Source organism: Aquimarina megaterium XH134 (genome assembly GCF_000520975.1).
GTDB lineage: Bacteria > Bacteroidota > Bacteroidia > Flavobacteriales > Flavobacteriaceae > Aquimarina > Aquimarina megaterium.
In genome coordinates this window covers 449077-473478 of sequence record NZ_JACB01000003.1, presented here as the reverse complement: position 1 = coordinate 473478, position 24402 = coordinate 449077, and the positions used below count along the sequence as shown (strand labels likewise).

Below are 24402 nucleotides of genomic sequence, written 5' to 3'. Positions count from 1 at the left end.
TTGTTTTAGTTTAAATGTTCACCTCCATTCACAGGTATCACACAACCATTAATCCAGGAGGCTTCTTCTCTACATAGTAAGTACACCACGTTCGCTACATCTTCTGGTGTCGTAATTCGATTAAACGGGTTACGTTTTAGACTATGCTCCATAATCTGTTCATGACCAGGTATCATTCGTAATGACTGAGTATCTACCGCTCCAGGTTGCAGACAATTGGCTTTAATACCATAAGGTGCAAATTCTAACGCTATACTTCTGGTAATAGCTTCGAGAACTACTTTGGCAGCAGAAACAGCTGCATAATTCTTCCAGGCTTTCGTATTTCCTTCACTTGTAAAAGAAATAACCCTAGCATCTTCTGCAAACAATGCCGCTTTAAATACCAAAGTAACCCAATCATAAAGACTGATTGCCATAGCATCAATAGTTAAATGAAAATCATCATTCTTCAATACATGCGTTGCATCAATCATAGGTTTTAGGTTGCCTTTTGCAACGCTATGCACAATTGTTTTTATACGCCCTTCGTCTATAATATTTGCTATTTTTGCTATAGCTTCCATTCGTTTTTCAGGCTTCAAAAGATCTATATTTAACGAAAGAAAACCAACTCCCGTTTCTTTTATTTTTATAAAATCAGCTTCGATTTGGTTCATTTCACTTTTACGATTGCGATGTACAATGATAATATTCATACCGTGCAAAGCCAGTTTTTTGGCAGAAGCTAAGCCCAAACCACTACTACCACCCAATATGAGTGCCCATTCATTTTTATTTACAAAATCGTTATTCACACATCTAAGTTTTTAATATTTGTTTTATATAAATAAAATTTCGCCTACGCGGAAATGAAAAAATAGTAATTTTTACCATTCCAGTAATATTCGTTGCGCAGAAAATCCTGGTCCAAAACTAAGCATAAGTCCTGTTTCCCCTGGCATCGGGTTTTGTGCCATGAATCGTTCTAATACATACAACACCGTAGCGCTACTCATATTGCCATATTCCATCAAAACGGTCTTTGTATCCTCTATATTCTTACCTAAATGTCCAAAAAGCTCTTCTACCGTCTGTACTATCTTTTTTCCTCCAGGATGAAAAATAAGATGATCTACCTCCTCAATGGTTTTGTTATATTTTGCCAGAAAAGGATGAATTACATTAGGAAAATGGGCGGCAATAGTTTCTGGCACTTTAGGGTCTAATATCATTTGTAAGCCCCCATTAGTTAACTTAAAACCCATCATTGTTGTTGCATCATAAAAATGATACATCTCGTCTCCTATAATTTTTGGACCTGTAGCATCTTCTTCTGATGATAACAATGTACACGCTGCACCGTCACCAAAAATGGCAGCACTTACCATATTTGTCATGCTGTAATCATCTAACTGAAATGTTGCTGTAGGTGACTCTATAGCAATTACCGCAGCTCTCTTTCCCGGATTGGCTTGTAGAAAATTTCTCGCATAAATAATTCCCGAAACACCTGCTGCACACCCCATTTCTGTAACAGGCAGTCTTACAATATCTTGTTTGAGATTAAGGTCGTTAATAATAAATGCATCAATAGAAGGGATCATAATACCTGTACAGCTTACAGTAATGATGTAATCAAGAGATTTGGGATCCCAATCGACTTTTTCTAATGCTTTTTTTAAAACAGAAGTTCCTAATTTCTTTACTTCTCGGATATAAATGTCGTTTTTCTCTTCAAAAGAGGTAGCCAAAAACACTTCTTCGATACTCATAATGCCATAACGACGATCTACTGCAGCATTCTCAAAAATCTTAATCACTTTACGTCTGAAACGTTCATTCTGACCCGATAACCATTGAGAAACAAAGGGCAATATTTCTTTTGTCTCCCGCATGTATTGTGGGAGTTGCTTGGTTACAGCAGTTATTTTTACACTCAATTTTTCTTACTTTTTTAATTTTTTTTACATGCGGTTTTTATAATCCACCGATACCGGAAAGCCCATTTCCAATCTATTTTATACTCTTGTAAATGAAGTGCTTTGGCAAAATATAATAACTCTTTCTTTTTGAATCCTCTTTTTATAGAAACCAATCCGTCATTTTTCGCTACATATCCTTTAATAAAAAAGAAACTGAATATTTTAAAAAGATAATATGCCAATGTACTACGGTGAAGATCATTGATCACAACTGCAGTTTTTGCAAGGTTTATAGCTTTTTTTATAATTTTTTTGATCTCTTCGTTTCTAAGATGATGTAATGTTAATGTACAGATAATGATATCACAAGAAAATTCTGAAGCTTCTATTTCTAAAATATCTTTGTTAAAAAATGATATTTCTGGATATAAAGCACTTGTTTTGATGGCGTAATCTAAACATTTGCTATTCAAATCAATACCTATAAGATTTATGTTTCTTTTTTCTTTTCTAAACGAATCTGCAATTGCCCTTAACATCTCACCATCACCACAACCTAAATCAAGAATTGTAATCTCTTGTGAAGGATTGAGGTTTTTGACCAAAGTGTGTATAGCCTTATTGGTAATTGCATTACCTCCCAACCATTTATTTACTCTCGAAATATCAGATAATGCAATTTGTAAAGCCTTTTCTTCAATCTCTGGATTGTCCATGAGTTCTGCCTCATTACTCCTATATTGTAAATTTGCTAGCATATCAAAGGCTCTCCATGGGTTTGTTTTATAATTCTAGGTACAATAGCTGGTATGGTATTAGCTATTGTATAAGAAAGCTGTTGTAATCTATCATTTAATAAGATTTTTTGTAATGCCCTACCAGTATACAATCTTTTAGAAAATGCTTTATTCCATTGTTTGGTGTATTCTATTTCTATTACTTTTCTGGGCGTTATTACACCCTGATTATAATTATGTATTAGTAGTTCACTAAGTATCTGTGCACTTTGTATTGCCATTGCCATACCATTACCACAAAGAGGGTGAATTAAACCAGCAGCATCTCCGGTCATAAAGACATGATCTTCAACAGGGTTTTTCTTATCAAAATTTATCTGACTTATCGTAATAGGAATATCAAATAATGATTCGGCGTTCTTAAAGAATGTATTTAAATGTGGATTTTTGCACAGGACTTCCTTTTGAAATGCATCTAAGTCTTTATATTTTTTAAAACTGTCATAGGTAGCCAAATAACACGCGTTTACGATGTTGTTTTCTACCATAGAAAGACCACAGTACCCTCCTTCAAAATTATGTAACGAGACCGTATTTGAATCAAAATCAGCTTTGTAGTGAGCCTTAACAGCTAACCACGGGGATTTTCTATAGCTAAAATCTCGTCGTAAAACTTTATCTAATAGAGTTCGCTTTCCATATGCGCCAATAACATGATCACTGGTTAGTACACCATTGACAGCTGTTTTAATTTGGAAACTATTATTATGATAATGCACATCGGTTACCTGATCTTGTATTAACTGTACTCCTGCTACCGCTGCTTTTTCCCATAGATAATGATCAAGAGCATATCTACTAACTCCAAAACCTCCTAAGGGTAATGTACTTTGTATACACTTTCCTTTTTGTGTACTTATAGTAAATTTTGAAATTCTGGTAGGCTGTAAAGCATTGATATCTATATCTAAAAATTCAAAATATGGTAATACTTCATTAGATATATATTCGCCACATACTTTGTGTTTTGGATATACATTCATTTCGATAAGCGTAACAGGAATACCTGCTTTAACCAAATGAATAGCATTGGTTAGTCCGGCGAGCCCTCCGCCAATGATTATTATGTGTGAATACTTGTCCAAGTATTGAAGATACATTAAAAATTAAGCATAAAAAAATCCCGACTGTATAGTCGGGATTTTAAATGTTTTATTACAAAAGTTTACTGCTTTACTTGCTTTTGCGCATCTTGCTTCATCTTTTCATTAGCAACAATACCAAGTTCAACTCTTCTATTTTTAGCTCTTCCTTCTGGAGTTGCATTATCATATTTTGGAAGTGTCTCTCCGTGAGCATAAGTCGTTAAACGACTCTTGCTTATTCCCTGAGATATTAAATAGTTTGTAACAGCATTTGCTCTTTTTTGAGATAATGACATATTATAGCTATCATCACCTGTACTATCTGTATGTCCTTCTACAATAATATTAGTATCTGGATATTCTTTAAAAATACCAGCTAATTTGTTAAGATTAGTTTTAGACTTCGAATTAAGAGTAGATTTATTCGTAGCAAAATATACTCCACTATTCTCATCAAATACCACATCAATACCTTCTCCTACTCTTGTTACTTCGGCTCCTGGTATTTCTGACTCAATTTTCTGAGCTTGTTTATCCATTTGTTTACCGATAACACCACCGGCAACACCTCCTACGACACCACCAATTACGGCACCAAGTGCAGAGTTCTTGTTTTTTACATTATTTCCTATAATTCCTCCTATCACAGCTCCAGCTGCAGTACCAATTACCGCTCCTCTTTGTGTGTTATTTGAGTTTTTAACGGCTTCACAACTTGTTAAAATTGCAACAGCCATTACAGCAACCACTATTTTTTTAAGATTTGTCTTCATCATTTATCGATTTGAGTTTATTGTAATTTATTAAAATTCATGGTGATTACAAAAGGTTTCCCTTCTAGACTTACAGTCATTTTCCATGTCATAGTGGTATCATCAAGGTGATCCAAAAGCATTCTGTAACCAGCATTATTATTTGTGCTTTTTTTCTTTTCGTTTATGGGTTTAAACATAAAATAATACGCTCCATTACCCTCGGGCTTAGGAATTGTAAATCTAAAGTTTCTTGCTCCTGTAGAAACACAACTACTTTGATTTACTTCATACTTTCCGGTATTATTATTTGGGATAAATTTCCAGATACTTCCAGTAAAACATTCTGCAGAGGCATCATTATAGAGGTTTACTTCAAATATTCCCTGACGGTCATAAGAGATTTTGTCAAGAGACCACTCCCCTTTCAGGGTCTTTTTTGCTGCAATAACGGTTTGTTGAGTAGTATTACAGGAAGCTAGTAGTACAACTACCAACGCTAACATAAGTTTTTTCATTGTCATGAGTTTTATTATATAAAAGTAGCTAATAACGATAACGTTTCCAATATTATTATATTTCAAAATGATATTTAATTATCACAGACTAAATAATCTTAAAAACTAGATGAAATACACAAAAAAAGGATAAAGGATTTTTATTAGCCTTTACCCATTTTTTATTATTATAAAAACCTTACAAGGTTTTAGTATGTAATCATTTTGTTTTTGGTACTCTGAATAATAAGACAAGACCAACCACAAAGAAAAGGATTAAGAAAAGAATCGAATATCGTACACTCCCAGTTACCTGAGCGATAATTCCATATGAAAACATCCCGATTACAATACCTATTTTTTCTGATACATCATAAAAACTAAAGTATGAGGCCGTATCGATAGCATCTTCTGGCAATAACTTTGAGTATGTAGATCTTGATAATGCTTGTATACCTCCCATAACAAGACCAACAATTGCGGCGGTAACATAAAACTGAAATGGAGTCGTAATTGTATACGCATAGACACAAATACCAATCCAGATAAAGTTAATTACAATCAATGTTTGTATGTTTCCGAATTTTGAAGACGCTTTAGAAGTAAGATACGCTCCCAGTACGGCAACAAGCTGAATTAACAGGATGCTTATAATTAAACCGGTAGTTGCGTTTTGTTCTCCCCAGTCTAATTCTTCGATTCCGAAATAAGTTGCAATAAGCATAATGGTCTGTACTGCCATACTATATACAAAAAACGCACTTAGATATCTGCGAAGTCGTATATCGTTTTGAAGTGCTTTCCATATCATTTTTAGCTCTTTAAAGCCATTAAAAACAACAGCTTTGGTTAGTACATCTTTCTTATTCCCTTTTGGAAGATAATAATATGTGTATTGGCTAAACCCAATCCACCAAATTCCTACCATAACAAAAGATAATCTCGTTGGTACACCTTCACTTTCAAAACCAAACCATTCATATTTTAAAATCATAACAAGATTAATAATCAATAAAATTACACTTCCTATATACCCAAGAGAATATCCCTTGGCACTAATAGCATCTTGTTGTTCTGGAAATGCGATATCTGGTAAATACGAGTTATAAAATACCAAACTAGCCCAAAAACCAATTAGGGCCAAGAAGTAACATAGTAATCCAAACCAAAGGTGTTCGAGATTAAACCAATAAAGGCCAATACACGATAATGCACCTAAATAACAGAAAAATTTAAGGAAATTCTTCTTGTTCCCCACATAATCCGCTATTCCCGAAAGTAATGGACTAATTATAGATACGGTTAGAAATGCCAAAGCAGTGACATAACTTATTAAAGAATCATTATTAAAATCGTATCCTAAGAAACGTACTGTATCATTAACAATTTCTCCCTGATCATTTCTAACTATAGTGAGTGCTCCCCAAAAAATGGGAAAAACCGCTGAAGAAATCGTTAAGTTATATACTGAATTTGCCCAATCGTAGAAAGCCCAGGCATTTAATAATTTTTTATGCCCTTTTGGTAGTAGTTTACTCATTTACTTATAAAATTAAGATATATCCATCAGATAATAATCACTTCGAGTAGTGATTTAATATGACAATTTATATAAAAAAAAGCTGTTCTGAATTTGCTCAGAACAGCTTCTAAAGTAAGTATAATCTTTTTAAGATTATAAACTTTACAATTATTTAAAAGAGGTTACCCCAAATTTTTTGGCTTCAGCCCTTGCTGCAGGGGCCCATGCTGTTAGATTAGCAATACGTGTATCACTTGATGGATGGGTACTCATAAACTCTGGTGGCGCTTGTCCTCCACTATTTGCTTTCATACGTTTCCACAATTCTGCAGCTTCATCAGGATTGTAACCAGCGATTGCCATTAGTTGTAATCCTATACGGTCTGCTTCTGTTTCATGACTTCTACTAAAAGGCAGCATTACTCCAAATTGACTTCCTAAACCAAATGCAGTACCAACGATTTGTTGTGTCTTTTGATCTTTCCCGCTTACTGCAATTGCAGTTGCCGCTCCTGCTACTTGTTGGATTTGACCAGCACTCATTCGCTGTTGACCATGATTTGCTAATGCATGAGCAACCTCATGCCCCATTACAGCAGCAATACCAGTTTCATTTTTTGCAATCGGTAAAATCCCGGTATAGAATACAATTTTACCTCCAGGCATACACCAGGCATTCACAGTTTTATCATCTACAAGATTATACTCCCATTTATAATCTTTAAGATACCCTTGATAACCATTAGCATTTAACCAGCGTTCTGATGCTTTTGCTATTTTTTGGCCAACTCGAGTGATCATTTGTGCGTCAGATGTTCCTTTTATAACCTTATTCTCTCCTAAGAATTGATTATACTGCTGAAAAGCCATTGGTAATATCTGAGAATTAGGGACTAATGCCAATGTTTGTTTACCAGTAAATGGATTTGTCGCACAGGACATAAATAATAAAACAGTTCCTAATAGGACTATAGATTTTCGCATGTTCATATATTAATATTAATCTTGAATTTTCATTTTGTTAAAATTACGAAAATAACAGGCTACCTTCAAAAAACAATAGCTAATATTTCTTTCAAAAAATCTATATAATGCTTTATTGTTCGATAAAAGGTAATTACTTCGCTATAATATGAAGTTCTGTAAAACCTTTAGGAACACTTAGTATATTATTCTTGGCATCAAAACACACACTTTCAAATGAAACTACAACATTGTCAATTTCAATTTCATTTATTTTAAAGGGAAGCCCTACCAGTTCTATTTGCATCGTTTCATATTCTGTAACATAACTACCATCTTTATGTTGTTGAATAATAACTTCATTTTCTTTCCCTGTAAAGGAAAAACTTCTAAGACTATATCTTCCTTTGGCATAATCATACCCATCCTGGGCATCCTCATAAACTTTGGATACCTCTTTGTTTCCTAGTTTATAGTATGCTTCTAGTTTTAATTCTTCGACCTTCTTTTCTCCTACGTACTGTTGTATTGGATATTTAGGTATAATTGCTCCTTCTTTAATAAATAATGGAATAATATCCAGATCAGCATCTACCCATTGTTCTTTCCCTCCTTTTACATATGTTCTAGTCCAGTAGTTATACCAATATCCTTTTGGAATGTACATTCTTCTACCTTTGGCATTAGGCTCTTGTATTGGACATACCAAAATTTGGTTTCCAAATATAAATTCATCGGTCCTATAATGAGTTTGTAAATCTTCCTGGTCATATAATACCAAAGATTTTAGCATTGGGATTCCTGCCTCTGCATATTCCCAGAACATGGTATACAAATATGGCAATAGTTGATATCGTAATTCTACATATTTTCTGGTAACATCTACCACTTCTTCTCCAAAAGTCCAAGGTTCCTGATTACCGTGATCTCCAGAGGAATGTGTACGACAGAACGGATGGAATACTCCCAGTTGAATCCATCGGGCATATAGTTCTCCTGTTGGGTGCTCTGCAAATCCCCCAATATCACTACCTGTAAATGACATACCACTCATGCTCATACGCTGTGCCTGAATATTGGCAATCCACAGATGCTCCCAGGTAGCCACATTATCTCCTGTCCATGAAGAAGTATAACGTTGTGCTCCAGAATATGCAGATCGTGTAATAATAAAAGGTCGCTTAGGATATGCAAATCGTTTTACTCCTTCATAAGTGGCTCTGGCCATTTGCGTGCCATATATATTATGTGCTTTTCTATGACTGCAATAATTACCATCATAACTATGGCGTACATCATCTGGAAATGTTTTTCCGGGAACCTCCATCACGGCAGGTTCATTCATATCATTCCACACTCCTTTCACTCCTATTTCATCAATTATTTCTTTAAATAATCCAGCCCACCATTCTCTTACTTTTGGATTGGTAAAATCTGGGAAGAAACATTCTCCGGGCCATACTTTTCCTCGCATATAGGGGCCATCGGCTCTTTTACAGAAATAATCATTTTTCATCGCTTCCTGATACACATCGTATTCGTCGTCAATCTTAATTCCGGGATCAATGATAACCACTGTTTTAAATCCATCTTCTGCCAACTCTGCAACCATACGTTTGGGATCAGGAAAATATTCTTTATTCCAGGTAAAACACCTGAAACCATCCATATAATCAATATCAAGATATATGGCATCACAAGGGATTTGAAGCTCTCTAAACTTATGAGTTACTTCTTTTACTTTTTTCTCTGGATAATAACTCCATTTACATTGATGATACCCCAAAGCCCATAGTGGTGGTAATTCGGGCTTACCAGTTAGATCTGTATATCGTGTTACCACATCTTGCATATTTGGCCCATAAAAGAAATAATAGTTCATCTCTCCTCCCTGAGCCCAAAAGCTGGTTACATTACGTCTCTCATGACAAAAATCAAAAAAGGTTTTGAACGTATTGTCAAAAAATATCCCATAGGCTCTTTCTTCATACATTCCGATATAAAAGGGAACGCTCTTATATAGTGGATCCTGGTCTTTGCCAAAGGCATATTGATCGGTTGCCCAATTTTCTACACGTTTTCCTTTTAGATTAAGATGCATTGGTTTATCACCAAGGCCATAGTAGCACTCACCCTGAGGTGCAGATTTACTCATTTTTACAATATTCCCTCCATATTCATAGCTTTGCTCCCAATGAAAACCCCAGTCATCTTTACAAATAATGTTATTTTCATTATCATAAATAGTTACATGAATATTTGCTTTAGCAATACAAATACTAATTTTTGAAGTTGTAATGGTGTATTCTGCATCAGTCTCATCGACTTTTAACATACTATATCCTCTAGCTCCTGTTTCACTTATAGCATAAGAGAAATCTTTTTCAAAATTATTATCGGTTGCATATCGAAAACGAATTACACTTCCTCTTAGAATGGTAACCTGTAGAATTACTCCGTTTTCTGTAGTAAAATTTAGAGTATCTACATGTTGCGAAAAGGAAATGATCTTACCAGGAAACAAATTTCCTTTTTGTTCTAGTTCTGTATTGATAATCATATCTGTTCTCTTTTTTCGATTAGTTAGATTTGGGAAACTCCTAATTGTTTATAAAATTATTATATACTTACGTATTGATTTTAAATACAACAGCTGCTAATGGTGGAATGATAATCTCTACAGAATATTTTTGGTAATGCCATTTTTTTACTTCTATAGCTATTTCTTTTTGGTTAGAAATACCACTACCTCCATATACTATAGCATCACTATTAAATAATGGTATTAATCTTCCTTTACCAGGCAGTCCTATACGATAATTTGTTCTTGGTATTGGCGTAAAATTGCAAACAATAATCAAAGGATCTTCTTTATCATTTCCTTTTCTGATATATGCAATTACCGAATTCTCATGATCATCATAACTTATCCATTCAAAACCAGAAGTACTAAATTGTTGTTGATATAATGCAGGGTGTTTCCTATATAATATATTTAAATCTTTTATTATTTTCTGAATTCCAGAATGATAGGTATACTGAAGCACATACCAATCTAAGCTATTCTGAAAATCCCATTCTTCTCGCTGTCCTAGTTCTGCTCCCATAAAAAGCAGATTTGCTCCCGGATGTGTGAACATATACGTATATAGCAGTCTAAGGTTAGCAAACTGCTGCCATTCATCTCCTGGCATTCTTCCAATTATACTGCTTTTACCATGAACTACTTCATCATGTGATAGCGGAAGCATAAAATTTTCGGTAAATGCATAGGTCATACTAAAGGTAAGGTCATTCTGATGGTGTTTTCTATAAATTGGCTCTTTTGCAAAATACTGTAATGTATCATGCATCCACCCCATCATCCATTTCATCCCAAACCCTAATCCTCCCAGATAAGTGGGTTTGGAAACCATAGGGAACGATGTAGATTCTTCTGCTATGGTTTGTACATCAGGAAAACTACGGTATACTTCTTCATTTAATTCTTTCATAAAAGCAATAGCTTCGAGGTTTTCTTTCCCGCCATATATATTGGGTTCCCATTCTCCATCTTCACGAGAATAATCCAAAAATAGCATAGAAGCTACAGCATCTACTCGTAACCCATCAGCATGATACTGATCCAGCCAAAAAATGGCGTTACTAATCAGAAAACTTTTTACCTCATTTCTTTCGTAGTTAAATATTAGACTTTTCCAATCGGGATGGTATCCTTTTTTCTTATCTGGATGTTCATAGAGACATGTTCCATCAAAAAAACCAAGACCATGAGTATCCTCGGGAAAATGCGACGGTACCCAGTCTAAGATAATTCCAATATCGTTTTGATGAAGCTTATCTATTAATACTTTAAATTCTTCTGGGTATCCAAAACGAGATGTGGGCGCAAAATATCCGGTAATCTGGTATCCCCATGAGGGATCATAAGGGTACTCCATCACTGGCATCAATTCTACATGGGTAAACTGCATTTCTTTAACATAAGAAACCAATTCATCAGACAGTTCTATATATGATAAAGATCGATTTTCTTCTGTCTTTTTTTTCCAGGAACCCAAATGCACTTCATAAATAGAATAAGGAGCATCAAGAGCATTATGCTCCTTGCGTTTATTCATCCATACTACATCTTCCCAATTATAATTATCATCCCAGACAACAGAAGCTGTTTTTGGAGGATGTTCGCACCGTCTGGCATAAGGATCTGCCTTTTCTGTCTTAATATCATTATGGTTAGAGTGAATTTTATACTTATATACACTTCCTTTTCCTATGTTTGGAATAAAACCTTCCCATATTCCAGACTCATCCCATCGTACATATAATTGATGTTTTCCTTCTACCCAATGATTAAAATCTCCAATTACAGAAACAGATTTTGCCGAAGGTGCCCAAACAGAAAAATAAGTACCTTCTACTCCATCAACTGTAGTGATGTGAGAACCAAATTTTTCGTATAAACGATAGTGTTTACCTGTTTTAAAAAGATTAATATCAAATTCTGAAAAGAAACTAAAAGGAAGCACACTATCCATATAAACTACAGTTTAAATCCATCAGGAATTACAGTTCCCTTTTTTATAACAACAACACCTTCTCTTATCACATACGAATCTTGTTCAATATCTTCAAGATGCATACCTCCATTAATAACAACATCATTTCCTATCCTGGCATCCTTATCGATAATGGTATTGGTAATAGAACATCGATCTCCTACACCTATCGGCGGAATCCCATTGTCTCGATCATTTTCTAATTCATTTATATTCTGATAGGTGTTACTTCCTATCATATAAGTATTTTTGATCATTGTATCGTTTCCTATTCTAGAACGAATACCAATCACAGAACGTTCTATTTCTTTAGCATTAATAATACAACCTTCTGCAATCATGGATTTGTTTAATCGGGTACCCGAAATTTTTGAAGGAGGAAGTATGCGTGGCCTGGTTAAAACCGAATGTTCTTTGTTAAATAAATCGAATTGAGGAATATCATCGGTTAAGTTAATATTTGCTTCGAAAAAAGCGGGTACATTCCCTATATCTGTCCAATATCCTTCATATTGATATGCCAATACTTTATTTTTTGAAATTGCCTCGGGAATAATTTCTTTTCCAAAGTCAATAGTATCAGGATTAGATAAAATATCAACCAAGAGTTGTTTATTAAATATATAAATCCCCATAGATGCCAGATAGTGCCTGTTTTCATTTTTCATTTCATTACTAACTTCAGACTCCCATCCAGAAAGTTCTTTCAGCTCTGGTTTTTCTACAAAAGAAGAGATAAAACTATTCTCATCGGTTTTTAGGATTCCAAACTGGGTAGCTTCCTTCGATTTAACAGGTATAGTTGCAATTGATATGTCGGCTCCTTTATCTACATGAGCATCCAGCATCTCATTAAAATCCATTTGATATAGCTGATCACCAGATAAGATCAATGCATATTCAAACTCATGATTTAATAGTTGATACATCGATTGGCGTACTGCATCTGCAGTACCTTGATACCATGTTTTATTATCCGGAGTCTGTTCTGCTGCCAGAATATCAACAAAAGCATCGCTAAAATTGCTAAAAATATAAGTATTCTTAATATGCCTATTTAAGGATGCAGAGTTAAACTGGGTAAGCACAAACATTCTTTTTATATCACAATGTATACAATTAGAAATAGGAATATCTACTAATCGGTACTTTCCAGCTATAGATACTGCAGGTTTAGATCGTTGATCTGTAAGAGGGGATAATCGGGTTCCCTGGCCTCCTCCTAAAATAATGGCAAGAACTTTTTTGTTGATCATTTTATGGTATTAGTGATTCATATATGGCGATATATTGATGAGCAGATCGATCCCATGAGTGATCGATTTTCATAATCTGTTTTTGTATTTCTTTATATTTTTCTTGATCCTTATATAGAACTACCGCACGTTCTATTGCATAGCAAACATCTTGTACAGAAGCATTATCATGACATATCCCAAAACCTTCTTCACCTATATCTATAACTGTGTCCTTAAGCCCTCCTATTCTTCTAACTATAGGAATGGCCCCATATCGTAATGCATACATCTGATTAAGGCCACAAGGTTCTACACGAGATGGCATTAATAAAAAGTCTACACCTGCATAAATGATATGAGATAATTTTTCGTCATACCCAATGTATGTATTATATCTACCAGCAAATTTTTCTTGTAGTACCTGCAATTGTTCTTCGGTTTCAGAATTTCCTGAGCCCAAAATCATAATGTTTATATCGGTAGTATGTAGTGATTCTTTAATGATATCTGGTAATAGATCTGCTCCTTTTTCTCCTACTAATCGTCCTATGAAACCAAAAAGAGGTTTGTCTATATCTAGATCAAAATGATTACAAATCCATTTTTTATTTTCCTTTCTACCAGAAACCACATTAGTTCTTTGGAAGTTACTTATTAGCATTGGGTCTGTCTCGGGATCCCAGGTATGGGTATCAATTCCATTGAGGATTCCTATACATTTTTTTCTTTCATGTCTTAAAAGCCCTTCCAGACCATTTGCATTTTCTTGCAGTTCTTCCATATAACTTGGGGAAACCGTAGTCACTCTCCAAGCACATTTTATTCCTGAAGCTAGGGGATTAATACAGTTATCCCAATCTAGCAGCCCTATTTTTTCTCTATTGAAAGCAGGTAAATAATGTAGTTTATCGTACGATAACTGCCCTTGATATTGTGCATTATGAATGGTCAAAATCGTAGGTATTTCCCGAAGATTTGTATATGGGTTTGCATGAGTCATCAAAAATGGAATCAATGCAGTATGGTGATCGTGACAGTGAACTATATCGGGCATCTTTTCTAGAGTTATTATCCAGTCTAGAACCGCTAATTGAAAAGTAATACATCGTTCTGCATCATCTTCATAATTATACACATTAGGTCTATCTAATATATCCTTGATATATACCAAATATGCATTGAATCCAATATCAGGAGATTGTACTTTTTCTATACTATATGGATAAGTAATTTCTCCTAACTGTATTGTACTCTTATATATAGTTTTTTGTTTCGAATCTTTGACAAACTGGTTATCATAAAACGGAGTTATTACGCTAGTTGCAAGCTCCATTTTGTTTTGATATTTTGGCAAAGCACCTACAACATCTGCAAGCCCGCCAACTTTGGCAATGGGATAACATTCAAAACTTATATGAAAAATATTCATGAATAAAACGAACCTATTTTTTTAATCTGTTTTTATTGATTTAAAAATCATTTAAAACTATGAAAAACCCAATAGATACCGGCTGAAGTTATCTCAAAAACAAGCAGTGTTAATGATTATTTAATAAAAAAATAACCAAAAAATTTCATTATCAACATTCAATGAAGAATTCGCAATAGAATGGATTAGATGATATCATTTTCTAACTACTGATAATTCAAAACTTGGTCATGCAAAAAAAGTAAAAACAACTACATTTATTGTAATAAAGAACTTTACTTATTAATAGTTCGTAATGCTTTTTTTAGAATATACTGTGTTTCTTTGGTCGTGGATTCTTTTGCCCATCTTGAACATACATTTTTCACCCATTCTGGTCTGGATTTACTGGCGTCATTGAGCCAATTGGCAACAGAATCCCTAACATATTTAGAAGGATCAGATTTAAGAGGATCTAATAGTGAGATTCCTTTTTCTGGGTGTTCTTTTAGTTCATCTATTTTTTTTGTCCACACTCCTATAGGGCGTGTAGCTTCTACTGCATATCGTCTAATATTTTCATCATTGCTAGAAGTCCATTCTGATAAAATATTAATAGCCATATCAAGATGTTCTATAATACCTTCTTTACAGGAAAATATAGCTACTTCCCTAACTCCAAAGTGTAAATCTGCTGCATAAGGAGCAATGGCTTCGAGTTTTTTATCGATTTTACTTTCTCTAAGACCTACCCAATAGGTAGCCCAACATCTGGGAACATCAGAAATATGATTAGAAAGGTAATCAACAATACTTTGATCATTGGTTAGTTCTAGAAACGTCGTTCCTATAACTTTGGTATTAGCATTAGCAGAAGGTTTTTTTTGGGCAGATACTGCTTCATAAAAATTATCATACCAATCTGGTTTTTTTATATCATCGAGGATTTTTTTTAAGAGTGTCAACTGGTCTACGGTAAGCCACTCCATAAGATTTGCTGTTTGGATCAATCCTTTATTTAAATAAGATATAACTTCATCATCAAGGTCTTTAAAACTTCTGGCACCTTTTCTATTGAGAATATGTTCTGGGATCATAATAATGATATGTGAGTGAGATACTTTTCAAATGTAGCAAAATAGTATTTAAGATAGAAGCATGAGATTGCTTAACCCCCTTCATTAAAAGAGGGTTTTTTGGTAATTAAAAAGAAGAATTACTCTTCAAAGTGATTAAATGTATCAAAGTGATGCATTTGAACAGATTCTTGTTTAATGATACTAAAAGCAGAAGTTGCTATATCGTTTTTCATAATACCTGTAGCTGCATCTTTAGCAGATTTCATATCGCTCCAATATACAATATCGATATATTTTCCATCTCCATTTTTTGCTGTGGTTCTTTCTATAAATCCGTAATATAATTTTAATACATCATTTAGAGAAGCTAATGCTTTTTCAGCTTCTTGCTGTGAGTATCCGGGATTGACTTCAAACAATACGACTTCTACTACTTTACTTCTGGTTTTCATTAATACAGGGTTTTGATTTGGTTTTGTTGTACAATTAAACAATAGGCTTATCATAATGATTAGGATTAATTGTTTATGATTTATGATTTTCATCAAAACTAAATCACACCTGTGACAACCCTATGTCAGTAGTATTTTTCTTTTGGAAAAGTCGAAAAATCACACTCCTCGGCTCTTTTTTTGTAATAGTCCTCGAGGCTAAAATGTTTTGGAGAAAAAAGCTCCTGAGTTTCAATAAGATTAAGAATACGATCTGTTCTAAATTCGCGATAGTCTTTTCTTAATCTGCAATGCGCAATCATGATCCAGGTATTGTTAGTAAAATATACTCCAAGCGGTTCGATTAATCTTTTACTATACTCTCCAGATGCTTTGGTATATTGGATTTCGAGCACTCTAAAATCTGTAATTGCTTGTTGAATAACCGATAAAGAAGTACTTGTACGAATTACAGTATTGTTATACGTAAAAACACGTTCTTCAAGAATTTTAAGTTTTTCTTTTTGTGTAGTTTTAAGTACTGCAATTACCTTATCTATAGCTTCTTGATATTCATTAATCAAAGATTGATCATTGTTTGTTTTTATGATCTTGGAAGCGGTAAGTAATGCATTTGCCTCTTTTTCTGTAAACATAACGGGTGGCAGGGAATATCCATCTACCAGATAGTATCCTGTTCCTGCTTCTGCTCCAATCGGTACTCCAGCATCGGTGAGCGCTTGCATATCCCTATATATGGTACGTAAACTTACCTCAAACTTATTCGCTAATTCTGCTGCCTGAACAACTTTTTTGGATTGTAATTTTACTAATATGGCAGTTAATCGATGTAAACGTTTCATTATTCGGTTTCATGTTCATCAGATGATGGCAAAGCATCATCAATTTCACTTAGATCTGTTGTATTATTAATAAAGTATTCGGTTTCTTCTATACTTTCTTTGGGTTCTGTTGTTTCCAATTCTTGATTTGGGTTCATTTTTTTATCTCTTATCATACCTCCGGTCATGATTAAACTGGTACCTATAATCACAAATAATAATATGCCCGGTTCAAATCCTTCAATTACGGCTTCTGCAGGAATAGCATAAAATAAAAGTACTGTGATCAATCCTCTTGGTGCAATAAACAATTGGGGTGAAATATCTTTCCCCATAAAAAGACGTAGCAATCCATATCGTATAACATAAATAGAGATTAATATCAAAAGACTAATCAGAGTAACTTTTAGACTTAATAAAGAAGAAAGCACAATGGTTATCCCAAAAATCACAAAGAATAATGTACGCACTACAAAGGCCGTTTCGGCAGTAATTACATGTAATTCATGATAAATAGATTTTGCTTTTTCGAGATGAAGATATCCTCTAAGTTTTCCTTGAAAAAATAATTTCATATTGGCAATTACTAATCCAAAAATCAGAATGATTATTAATGATGATAAATGCATTTTTTTTCCTAAAGCATACAATAACAGTAGTACAGCAATAAGTAAAAACAGTTTTACCTGGCTTTTGATTTTCTGAAATATGAGAATAATAGCATAACTAGCTACTAATGAAATCACAATCGTAAGTATTAGGTTAAGAAAAAAACCGCCTACTCCCGAGTCTTCTGCCGGGTTTAGTCTTCCGGTAAGGAAATAAAACAACATAATTCCCAGAATATCAGAAAATGTACTTTCATAGATATGAAATTCTTTTTTTGCAATAGGTAGTGATGATACGCTGGGTATAATAATTGCACTGGATAATATCGATAATGGTGTTGCGTATAACCATGCGGATTGCATTGTCATTCCTTTTACTAATGCTTTTAAAATTACAGCTGCTATAAATGTAGAAGCGACCAATCCTATTAATGCAATTGCCATTGATTTGAGAATGGGCATAAGTTTATCGCTTTTTAACTCTAATTCTAAGGCAGCCTCGAGAACGATCATAATCAACCCGACAATACCCAATACTTCGAGCATTGGAAAAAAATCAATCGTGTCCCCACCAAAAGCTTTAAGAATATACTGTATGATAATCCCCAGAATGATTAATAATAGTACCGCAGGAACATTAGTTTTTTTAGCAACTCCATTAAAAATAAAAGATAAAATAATAATAAGCGAAATTCCTATAATAACATTGTAAGAAGAGAAAATTTCCATAGAGAGGTCTTGGTTGATTATATTAGATGATCTATAAACGTATGAAAAGATAGTAAATTATTTTAAAGTAAAAGAGCTCCTATCAACTACTTTATAGTTTCATATAAGTATACACCAGAGAAAGAGGTTTTTATCAAAAAAATCAGACAATTTTTATAACAATCAATTGTACTAGCTAAACAACTATTTACATTGTTTCAAAAAATATTACCTCCATTGCAAAAGGGATAGTCCTACCCCAACAGTAGTTTGTTTATGGTTATAATCAATAAGGCTTTCTCCGTACCCATGAAATACTTGAGCATGAATTTGTAATAGGTCTAATACTTTAATTGCGTAATCCAATCTAATACTACCTCGATTTCTACTTCCCCCTCTTAGAGAATGTCTTGCTGTTATACTAATATCATGTCTTCCTTTTGAGAATGCAGATAAAAGTTCAACACGTCCTATATAATTCTCTATTCCCGGGTTGTTGTCTTCTATGGGAGTTTCTTGTACACGCCACCAAGGTTTCAATACGATGCTCAAAGAAGGAGTCTCCCACCCAACCTGTAAAACAACCCTGTTCCAACTTCTGGATAAGGGATTTGATCTTCCATTACTTTGATGATTAATACCAATACCTGCAAAGACCCCATTTAATCCCCATATTTTATAAGTTGTAGGAAAAGTTAACATGAATTCTGGCTCGTAATTGGTTTCTCTAAAAGGTCTTGAAATATGTGCACTGTAAAGTTGCCAGCGTGAGGACTGGGTATAGGCAACCCATAAATCCCCACCAATCTTTTTACCAAATATATTTCGTATAGCCTTGGTTTTAAAACTAAGTTGAAATTTTAATTCGGTATTAGTAAAATCAGAAGGTTCATCTACAGAATTTATTGGATTATCGCTTACGGGTTGATTATTTATATCGCTAGTATAATTGGCCAGTAAAAAATAAACGGGTTTGTATGGCACTATTTTAAAAAGTTTAATAGTATCATTATTGATTTGCCAGCGTTGAGACAAATTTCCTCCCGGATCGTGAATTATGGTTTGTCCTAAACTAAAAGAATAGGTAAAAACCAATAAAGTTAGAGAAATAAATACTTTCACCAGTGCAATTTTCTTATTCTTAATACTTAACTATATCGAAAATGATTCCTAAATATTCTAAATGAGGTATATTGTAATTTTAAAAATGTAGGATGGGATAAATATACATACTTTTAACAAGTAATTATTTAAGAAATATAGTAATTATTTGTACACCAAAGACGAATGATCCCCTTTTATGCACATTTATTATTCATTAGCTATTGATCTAAATTTGACATTATTTAAATTTATTATCAAATCTGTTTTTTGTACCGCGATACTCGTTTAATCTTATAATAGAATTTATATAAAATAAGAGTACTAATGTAACAACAACAAACACGGGTGTTTTAGGAATTTTGGTTAGTACACTTAAAGAAATATTGCTATAGTTTAAAAATTTAAAAAGAATGAATGTTATGGTTAGTATTAAAATTGAACATGTAATCAAAATAGGCTTAAATGACCACCAAAAAGACGTTTCTTTATTTTTTTGATCTACTTCAATAGTATTCATGAGTGTATTTATAAAATCATCTGAGGTTTCTATGGTACTCTTACTCATGATTTTTTTTAATTCTTCTTCTTTCATAGCAAATGTTTTAAATCGTTTCCTAGTAATCGTTTTAATTGAAAATGTATATTTTCTCTACCTCTATGTAAATCGACTTTGATTTTTGAAGGTTTAAAGCCGGTAATCTCTTCTATTTCTTTAATACTTAACTCACAGAGATAAAAAAGCCGCAATAATAAAGACTCATCCGGGCGTAATTTTTGTAATGCCAGATTGATGTATTTCTTTTGGTCGGCTTCACTTAGTATGCTTTTTTCTTCTGAAATGATAATAGCTGCATCCTCAATAACACTTAGGGATACATTTTGCTTTTGTTTTTTTAATTGATTGTAACATGTATTAACAACAATTCTATACAACCAGGTAGCAAATGAAGATTTGAAGCTAAACGTATCTAATTTATGATACACTTTAATAAATACATCTTGCACTACATCCTCTGCAATACTTGAATCTTTTATAATAGAAGAAGCCAAAGAAAGTGATACATCTTTATGTATATAGACAAGTTGTCTAAAAGCAGATGTATCACCTTTGTTTATCTTACGAATTAGTTCGTAATCCTGTTGTGTAGGATTATTTCTCAAGTTTCTTTCTTATAAAATGAGCAACTACTAATCCACCAGCAGCAAAAATTAAAATCGTACCCCAAACCAATAAATCTGCAGTGTCTTCTAATAAGTTCATTGTAGTAAACAGAGATGAAACCAATAACCCTATTCCTAATCCAAATACAATACACCCAATATCAAGGTATTTGAATTTATTAGTTTTTTGATCCAGGTACATCCCTTTCTCTATCATTGCTTTTTTAATGAGGTAGTTATATCTGGCAATTATAAAAACAAGAAGTATTGCTGCTATAATAATGGTAATAAATCCTAAAAATTCATTTAAATTGTTCATATGATTATCTTAAAAATGTTCTCCTAAAAGTTGTTCTATTGTTTCTAGTAAAGGAAACAAATTATCCGAATTCCCAAACATTACAAACCCGTATTCCTGATTTGGAATAAACATGGTATATGCCTGAAAGTCTTGATTGTTTCCTGTATGTAAATGCATCATTCCATATGGTGTAGGTTTCTGAGCAAAACCGAGCCCCCAACCTGTCTGTCCTGTTTCTTTTAAAAGTTTGTTATCTGATTTAAAATGATTATGCTCTTTAAGCATTTCATCTCGAGTCTGTTTTTTTATATTCCTGGGATTCATCATTTCTATCAAAAACAAAGCATAATCCCGGGCATCAGACTGCAAACTATATCCAGGCCCTACTTTTTTATCTCTATGCATTTCCAGGTTTACTTTACCTTTCATATGTCCCTTAGCTGCATGGTTTTCTAATATATCATTCCAAGTATAAAAACTTCTATCCATACCGATGGGACGTGCTGCTTCTTTAAGAAAAAGAGAGTCTAGTGCACTGCCCCATCCAATATCTAATTTTGTCCCCAAAGCGGCTCCTAAATGTTGATACGCTTCACCAGAATAAGAAAAATCTGTTCCGGGTTTGAAAGCTATTTTGATAGGCCCTTTGACCCAATTAGGAATTCCTGTACCATGAGACATTATAATGCGAGGAGTTAAAGTCTTATACGCTTCAAAAGATTCTTTAGCAATAACTCCTGCAGGAAATATAGCTTTAAGATATGGATAAATTGGTTTATCTATATCAATCTTACCCATTTCTGCCATTTTCATTATAAAATATGCAAACAATGGTTTAGAGAGAGAGGCTGCTTCAAAGATAGTTTGCTTGGTTACAGGCTCCTGTGTCTTATTATTCACAACTCCAAATGTATTATGATATACAATTTTGTTATTATTTACTATGGCAATAGAAAGGCCCGGCACTCCTATAGAGTCCATTGCTTTTTCTAAATGTTGGTTAAGTTTAAAGACGTTAATATTTCTGCCGTCAGGAACTCTTATAAATTCAGAATTAGTTTGTCCAAAAGATATTCCTGACATTGTTATGAATAACAATATATATGCTATAGAAATTTGTTTTAATTGATTCATTTTATCAAATTTTAAATGTGAGTAACTATGGTATTGCGAATTCACATGTATTTGACAAGACGATTAAAAAAAAGGTTACAAATTAGATTTTAACTTGTAACCTTTTATATACATTTTCCTATTCTTTTTCTTTTGATTAAAAATCAAAGCGATAATTCATTTTAAAGGCGATTCCCCAGTTTGTACGGGTAATGTTTTTATTATAATTGTCAGAAACAACCAAATATACATATGATAAAGGTTTGTATTCCCATTGTAACCTACTATTGATGTTAAAATTATCTCGCTGTGTATTGTATTGCACATAGGTAGTCCAGTTTAATCGATTAGAAAAGAAAATTTGCCCTGTAAAACGAGCTAAATGAAAAGTTTCTTTCCCTAGTAGATTTAAATCAATTTTATTAATATCATATCTTAGTTCTAAATTCGCAAAAGGTAATAACTGATAATTTAGATACGTTCCTGCAGCTATCCTTTTTCCGCTATAATAATTTCCAGTTCGAAGATTAAAACGATATCTAAATTTTTGATTGTTGGCTGAGTTGTACCCTATTCTTAAAATCCCAAAGCGGTACTCATCTGGAATTAATGAATTACCATTTCCTAATGGATCAAAACCATACTTTAAATCAACATACTCATATCTAAATACATAATATAAAGCTGATAGATTTTTAAAAAATATAGCAGAGTTTAAGAAATGTGATGACTGGCTCAATTTACCATGTTCGTCTAAATAGGTATCATTGCTATAATTTAAATAACGAATAGAGTTTACTGTTTTAGATTTTTCATAAAATTTCTGGTATTCTATTCCTACTGTAGTTTGGGTATACCCTTCTCTTACCACAACATCATTAATAGCATCATAATTATACAATCTTGGTGTAAAACCAACATCGGTTATATAGTTTTTACCTACATTTTTGATTGCAGCATTCCATTCTAATCCTCTTTTATTAAACCAAATTCCTGCATTATAAAAGTTATTGTCTTTAGAAATTCCATTATTGAAACTTTTTCCAAAATTTGCTAGGCCAAGCCATTTATTATCATCAGATTTATAATTTAGATTGATACCTGCTACTCGATTATAGTCATTTGTGAATTCAAATTTATCGGTTTGTTGTCGATTGATAAAAAAACCAGTTGTGGTAAAGTTTTTTGATAGTTGTTGTTCGGTAACAAGAGCTCCAAAATTTTCTGAAGCGATTTCATTTTCTTTATCAGTTTGTACGTTTAGAATTCCGATTCTGGTTTTTGGAGATACATTTCCTGATAATTTTAACCCGAATTGAATATCTGATTTTGCTCCTATACGTCTTGAGTAAAAAGGATTCACACCATCAACACCCAGATTTGAAAATAGGTCAGAGTTTTCGAGAAAAAAATTACGCCTTTCTGGGAAAAAAACCGAGAATCGGGTTAAGTTTGTTACTTGTTGATCAATGTCGATTTGTGAAAAATCAGGGTTTATTGTGGCATCTAATCGAAGAGAAGAGGTTACATTGTATTGCACATCCAAGCTTGGTTTAACTGTAGTTTCTGTATCATCCTCTACAACATCATTCTGATAGTTTGCAGTAATAGACGGTGTTGTTGTAAAACGAGAATTTGATGTATTGGGTAAAGCTTCAACGGTCATTTTTTCGGTAAACCGTAAATCAAAAAGGCGATAATTACGTTTTACATTTTTTAAAATAGTCCAGGAATTATTTTTAATATCCCTAACATAAAACTGAACTCCGAAAACAGCATTATTCGTATCAAAGTTTAATGCTTTTAAGGGAATAGCTATTTCATATTGTTTTTGCTTACCGTTCATAAAGGCTTTAGCTTTCCATATCGTATTCCAACTTGTGCTAAAATCGTATCCTTCATTAATGCGTTCTACAATGCCGTCTATTTGTGTACTGTAGCTATTTACCGAAAAATAATACGCATTTTGTTGTTGATTTTGTGTATCTAAAACCATGGCAAATCCATCGCTTAATCCAATAGGAACATCTCTTTTTAAAGAACTAACCTGTGTTTTTGGAGTAGTATCATTATAAATTAAGCTTACATATAAATATTCTCCATTATGAAATAGTTGTACCGATGTTTGATTTTCTGCTAAACCTTCATCTATTGGCATATAATTATAAAAACCAGAATACTCAGGAAGTTCTTTCCAAATAGATTCATTTAACTGGCCATCTATTGTAATTGTAGCCTTCTTAAATTGAATGGTTTTTGTTTGTGCCTGAGTATGCAAAGCAGATAAAAAACAAAGTGCTATCAAAAATATTTTTTTCATATATAAAATT

General features: G+C 33.3%; 22 protein-coding genes. All 22 read right to left on the bottom strand.

Annotated elements, in window-relative coordinates; genetic code table 11:
* Window positions 1-5 precede the first annotated feature (5 nt).
* The 22 genes from Z053_RS0104895 to Z053_RS0104790 all read right to left on the bottom strand — a co-directional run bounded on the left by Z053_RS0104895 (window position 6) and on the right by Z053_RS0104790 (window position 24392).
* The gene (locus Z053_RS0104895; protein ID WP_025663924.1) at window positions 6-797 is read right to left on the bottom strand and encodes an SDR family oxidoreductase; all 792 of its coding nucleotides are present in this window, start codon (window positions 795-797) and stop codon (window positions 6-8) included.
* A gap of 72 nt (window positions 798-869) precedes the next feature.
* Complete coding sequence (locus tag Z053_RS0104890) at window positions 870-1922, bottom strand: type III polyketide synthase (RefSeq protein WP_025663923.1); 1053 nt, start codon at window positions 1920-1922, stop codon at window positions 870-872.
* A gap of 14 nt (window positions 1923-1936) precedes the next feature.
* Window positions 1937-2662: a methyltransferase domain-containing protein gene (locus tag Z053_RS0104885; protein WP_025663922.1), complete on the bottom strand. Its 726-nt coding sequence runs from the start codon at window positions 2660-2662 to the stop codon at window positions 1937-1939.
* The gene (locus tag Z053_RS0104880) at window positions 2656-3786 is read right to left on the bottom strand and encodes an NAD(P)/FAD-dependent oxidoreductase (protein WP_152538257.1); all 1131 of its coding nucleotides are present in this window, start codon (window positions 3784-3786) and stop codon (window positions 2656-2658) included. The genes Z053_RS0104885 and Z053_RS0104880 overlap by 7 nt, the downstream gene beginning before the upstream one ends.
* 80 nt (window positions 3787-3866) lie before the next feature.
* Window positions 3867-4559, bottom strand: a complete 693-nt coding sequence (locus tag Z053_RS0104875) for an OmpA family protein (protein WP_025663920.1) — start codon at window positions 4557-4559, stop codon at window positions 3867-3869.
* 17 nt (window positions 4560-4576) lie between these two features.
* Window positions 4577-5056, bottom strand: coding sequence for a lipocalin family protein (locus Z053_RS0104870; RefSeq protein WP_025663919.1), 480 nt, complete (start codon window positions 5054-5056; stop codon window positions 4577-4579).
* 199 nt (window positions 5057-5255) lie between these two features.
* Entirely contained in the window at window positions 5256-6575 is a 1320-nt protein-coding gene (locus Z053_RS0104865) for an MFS transporter (protein WP_025663918.1), read from the bottom strand.
* Between the two features lie 150 nt (window positions 6576-6725).
* On the bottom strand, window positions 6726-7547 hold the full coding sequence (locus Z053_RS0104860) for a M48 family metallopeptidase (protein ID WP_025663917.1): 822 nt from the start codon (window positions 7545-7547) through the stop codon (window positions 6726-6728).
* 127 nt (window positions 7548-7674) lie between these two features.
* Window positions 7675-10080, bottom strand: a complete 2406-nt coding sequence (locus Z053_RS0104855; protein ID WP_025663916.1) for a glycoside hydrolase family 31 protein — start codon at window positions 10078-10080, stop codon at window positions 7675-7677.
* 67 nt (window positions 10081-10147) lie between these two features.
* Window positions 10148-12058, bottom strand: coding sequence for a 1,4-alpha-glucan branching protein GlgB (glgB, locus tag Z053_RS0104850; RefSeq protein WP_025663915.1), 1911 nt, complete (start codon window positions 12056-12058; stop codon window positions 10148-10150).
* Window positions 12059-12063: 5 nt separating this feature from the next.
* A complete protein-coding gene (locus Z053_RS0104845) occupies window positions 12064-13335 on the bottom strand; it encodes a glucose-1-phosphate adenylyltransferase (RefSeq protein ID WP_025663914.1) in 1272 nt (423 codons plus the stop codon).
* A gap of 1 nt (window position 13336) precedes the next feature.
* Window positions 13337-14746 carry a glycogen synthase gene (locus Z053_RS0104840; protein WP_025663913.1) on the bottom strand — a complete coding sequence of 470 codons (1410 nt, stop codon included), beginning with the start codon at window positions 14744-14746 and terminating at the stop codon, window positions 13337-13339.
* Window positions 14747-15021: 275 nt separating this feature from the next.
* Complete coding sequence (locus Z053_RS0104835; RefSeq protein ID WP_035095012.1) at window positions 15022-15822, bottom strand: DNA alkylation repair protein; 801 nt, start codon at window positions 15820-15822, stop codon at window positions 15022-15024.
* Between the two features lie 119 nt (window positions 15823-15941).
* On the bottom strand, window positions 15942-16256 hold the full coding sequence (locus Z053_RS27920; protein ID WP_051475987.1) for a hypothetical protein: 315 nt from the start codon (window positions 16254-16256) through the stop codon (window positions 15942-15944).
* Window positions 16257-16381: 125 nt separating this feature from the next.
* A complete protein-coding gene (locus Z053_RS0104825) occupies window positions 16382-17098 on the bottom strand; it encodes a helix-turn-helix transcriptional regulator (protein WP_025663910.1) in 717 nt (238 codons plus the stop codon).
* Window positions 17098-18414: a cation:proton antiporter domain-containing protein gene (locus tag Z053_RS0104820; protein ID WP_025663909.1), complete on the bottom strand. Its 1317-nt coding sequence runs from the start codon at window positions 18412-18414 to the stop codon at window positions 17098-17100. Before Z053_RS0104820 ends, Z053_RS0104825 begins: the two co-directional genes overlap by 1 nt.
* A 207-nt stretch (window positions 18415-18621) precedes the next feature.
* Complete coding sequence (locus tag Z053_RS0104815; protein ID WP_025663908.1) at window positions 18622-19515, bottom strand: phospholipase A; 894 nt, start codon at window positions 19513-19515, stop codon at window positions 18622-18624.
* Between the two features lie 220 nt (window positions 19516-19735).
* Window positions 19736-20089: a hypothetical protein gene (locus Z053_RS0104810; RefSeq protein ID WP_025663907.1), complete on the bottom strand. Its 354-nt coding sequence runs from the start codon at window positions 20087-20089 to the stop codon at window positions 19736-19738.
* On the bottom strand, window positions 20086-20658 hold the full coding sequence (locus tag Z053_RS0104805; RefSeq protein WP_025663906.1) for an RNA polymerase sigma factor: 573 nt from the start codon (window positions 20656-20658) through the stop codon (window positions 20086-20088). The genes Z053_RS0104810 and Z053_RS0104805 overlap by 4 nt, the downstream gene beginning before the upstream one ends.
* Window positions 20648-20977 (bottom strand): hypothetical protein, encoded by a 330-nt coding sequence (locus tag Z053_RS0104800; RefSeq protein WP_025663905.1) that lies wholly within the window; start codon window positions 20975-20977, stop codon window positions 20648-20650. Before Z053_RS0104800 ends, Z053_RS0104805 begins: the two co-directional genes overlap by 11 nt.
* 9 nt (window positions 20978-20986) lie before the next feature.
* Window positions 20987-22093 carry a serine hydrolase domain-containing protein gene (locus Z053_RS0104795; protein WP_025663904.1) on the bottom strand — a complete coding sequence of 369 codons (1107 nt, stop codon included), beginning with the start codon at window positions 22091-22093 and terminating at the stop codon, window positions 20987-20989.
* A gap of 136 nt (window positions 22094-22229) precedes the next feature.
* Complete coding sequence (locus Z053_RS0104790) at window positions 22230-24392, bottom strand: DUF5916 domain-containing protein (protein ID WP_025663903.1); 2163 nt, start codon at window positions 24390-24392, stop codon at window positions 22230-22232.
* Between the last annotated feature and the right edge of the window lie 10 nt (window positions 24393-24402).

What these genes read in the sequence shown, in the direction of transcription:
- Z053_RS0104885 (WP_025663922.1), bottom strand. Translation starts at nt 2,662, where the DNA reads ATGCTAGCAAATTTACAATATAGGAGTAATGAGGCAGAACTCATGGAC.
- Z053_RS0104875 (WP_025663920.1), bottom strand. Translation starts at nt 4,559, where the DNA reads ATGAAGACAAATCTTAAAAAAATAGTGGTTGCTGTAATGGCTGTTGCA.
- Z053_RS0104870 (WP_025663919.1), bottom strand. Translation starts at nt 5,056, where the DNA reads ATGAAAAAACTTATGTTAGCGTTGGTAGTTGTACTACTAGCTTCCTGT.
- Z053_RS0104865 (WP_025663918.1), bottom strand. Translation starts at nt 6,575, where the DNA reads ATGAGTAAACTACTACCAAAAGGGCATAAAAAATTATTAAATGCCTGG.
- Z053_RS0104860 (WP_025663917.1), bottom strand. Translation starts at nt 7,547, where the DNA reads ATGAACATGCGAAAATCTATAGTCCTATTAGGAACTGTTTTATTATTT.
- Z053_RS0104855 (WP_025663916.1), bottom strand. Translation starts at nt 10,080, where the DNA reads ATGATTATCAATACAGAACTAGAACAAAAAGGAAATTTGTTTCCTGGT.
- glgB (WP_025663915.1), bottom strand. Translation starts at nt 12,058, where the DNA reads ATGGATAGTGTGCTTCCTTTTAGTTTCTTTTCAGAATTTGATATTAAT.
- Z053_RS0104845 (WP_025663914.1), bottom strand. Translation starts at nt 13,335, where the DNA reads ATGATCAACAAAAAAGTTCTTGCCATTATTTTAGGAGGAGGCCAGGGA.
- Z053_RS0104840 (WP_025663913.1), bottom strand. Translation starts at nt 14,746, where the DNA reads ATGAATATTTTTCATATAAGTTTTGAATGTTATCCCATTGCCAAAGTT.
- Z053_RS0104835 (WP_035095012.1), bottom strand. Translation starts at nt 15,822, where the DNA reads ATGATCCCAGAACATATTCTCAATAGAAAAGGTGCCAGAAGTTTTAAA.
- Z053_RS27920 (WP_051475987.1), bottom strand. Translation starts at nt 16,256, where the DNA reads ATGAAAACCAGAAGTAAAGTAGTAGAAGTCGTATTGTTTGAAGTCAAT.
- Z053_RS0104825 (WP_025663910.1), bottom strand. Translation starts at nt 17,098, where the DNA reads ATGAAACGTTTACATCGATTAACTGCCATATTAGTAAAATTACAATCC.
- Z053_RS0104820 (WP_025663909.1), bottom strand. Translation starts at nt 18,414, where the DNA reads ATGGAAATTTTCTCTTCTTACAATGTTATTATAGGAATTTCGCTTATT.
- Z053_RS0104810 (WP_025663907.1), bottom strand. Translation starts at nt 20,089, where the DNA reads ATGAAAGAAGAAGAATTAAAAAAAATCATGAGTAAGAGTACCATAGAA.
- Z053_RS0104800 (WP_025663905.1), bottom strand. Translation starts at nt 20,977, where the DNA reads ATGAACAATTTAAATGAATTTTTAGGATTTATTACCATTATTATAGCA.
- Z053_RS0104795 (WP_025663904.1), bottom strand. Translation starts at nt 22,093, where the DNA reads ATGAATCAATTAAAACAAATTTCTATAGCATATATATTGTTATTCATA.
- Z053_RS0104790 (WP_025663903.1), bottom strand. Translation starts at nt 24,392, where the DNA reads ATGAAAAAAATATTTTTGATAGCACTTTGTTTTTTATCTGCTTTGCAT.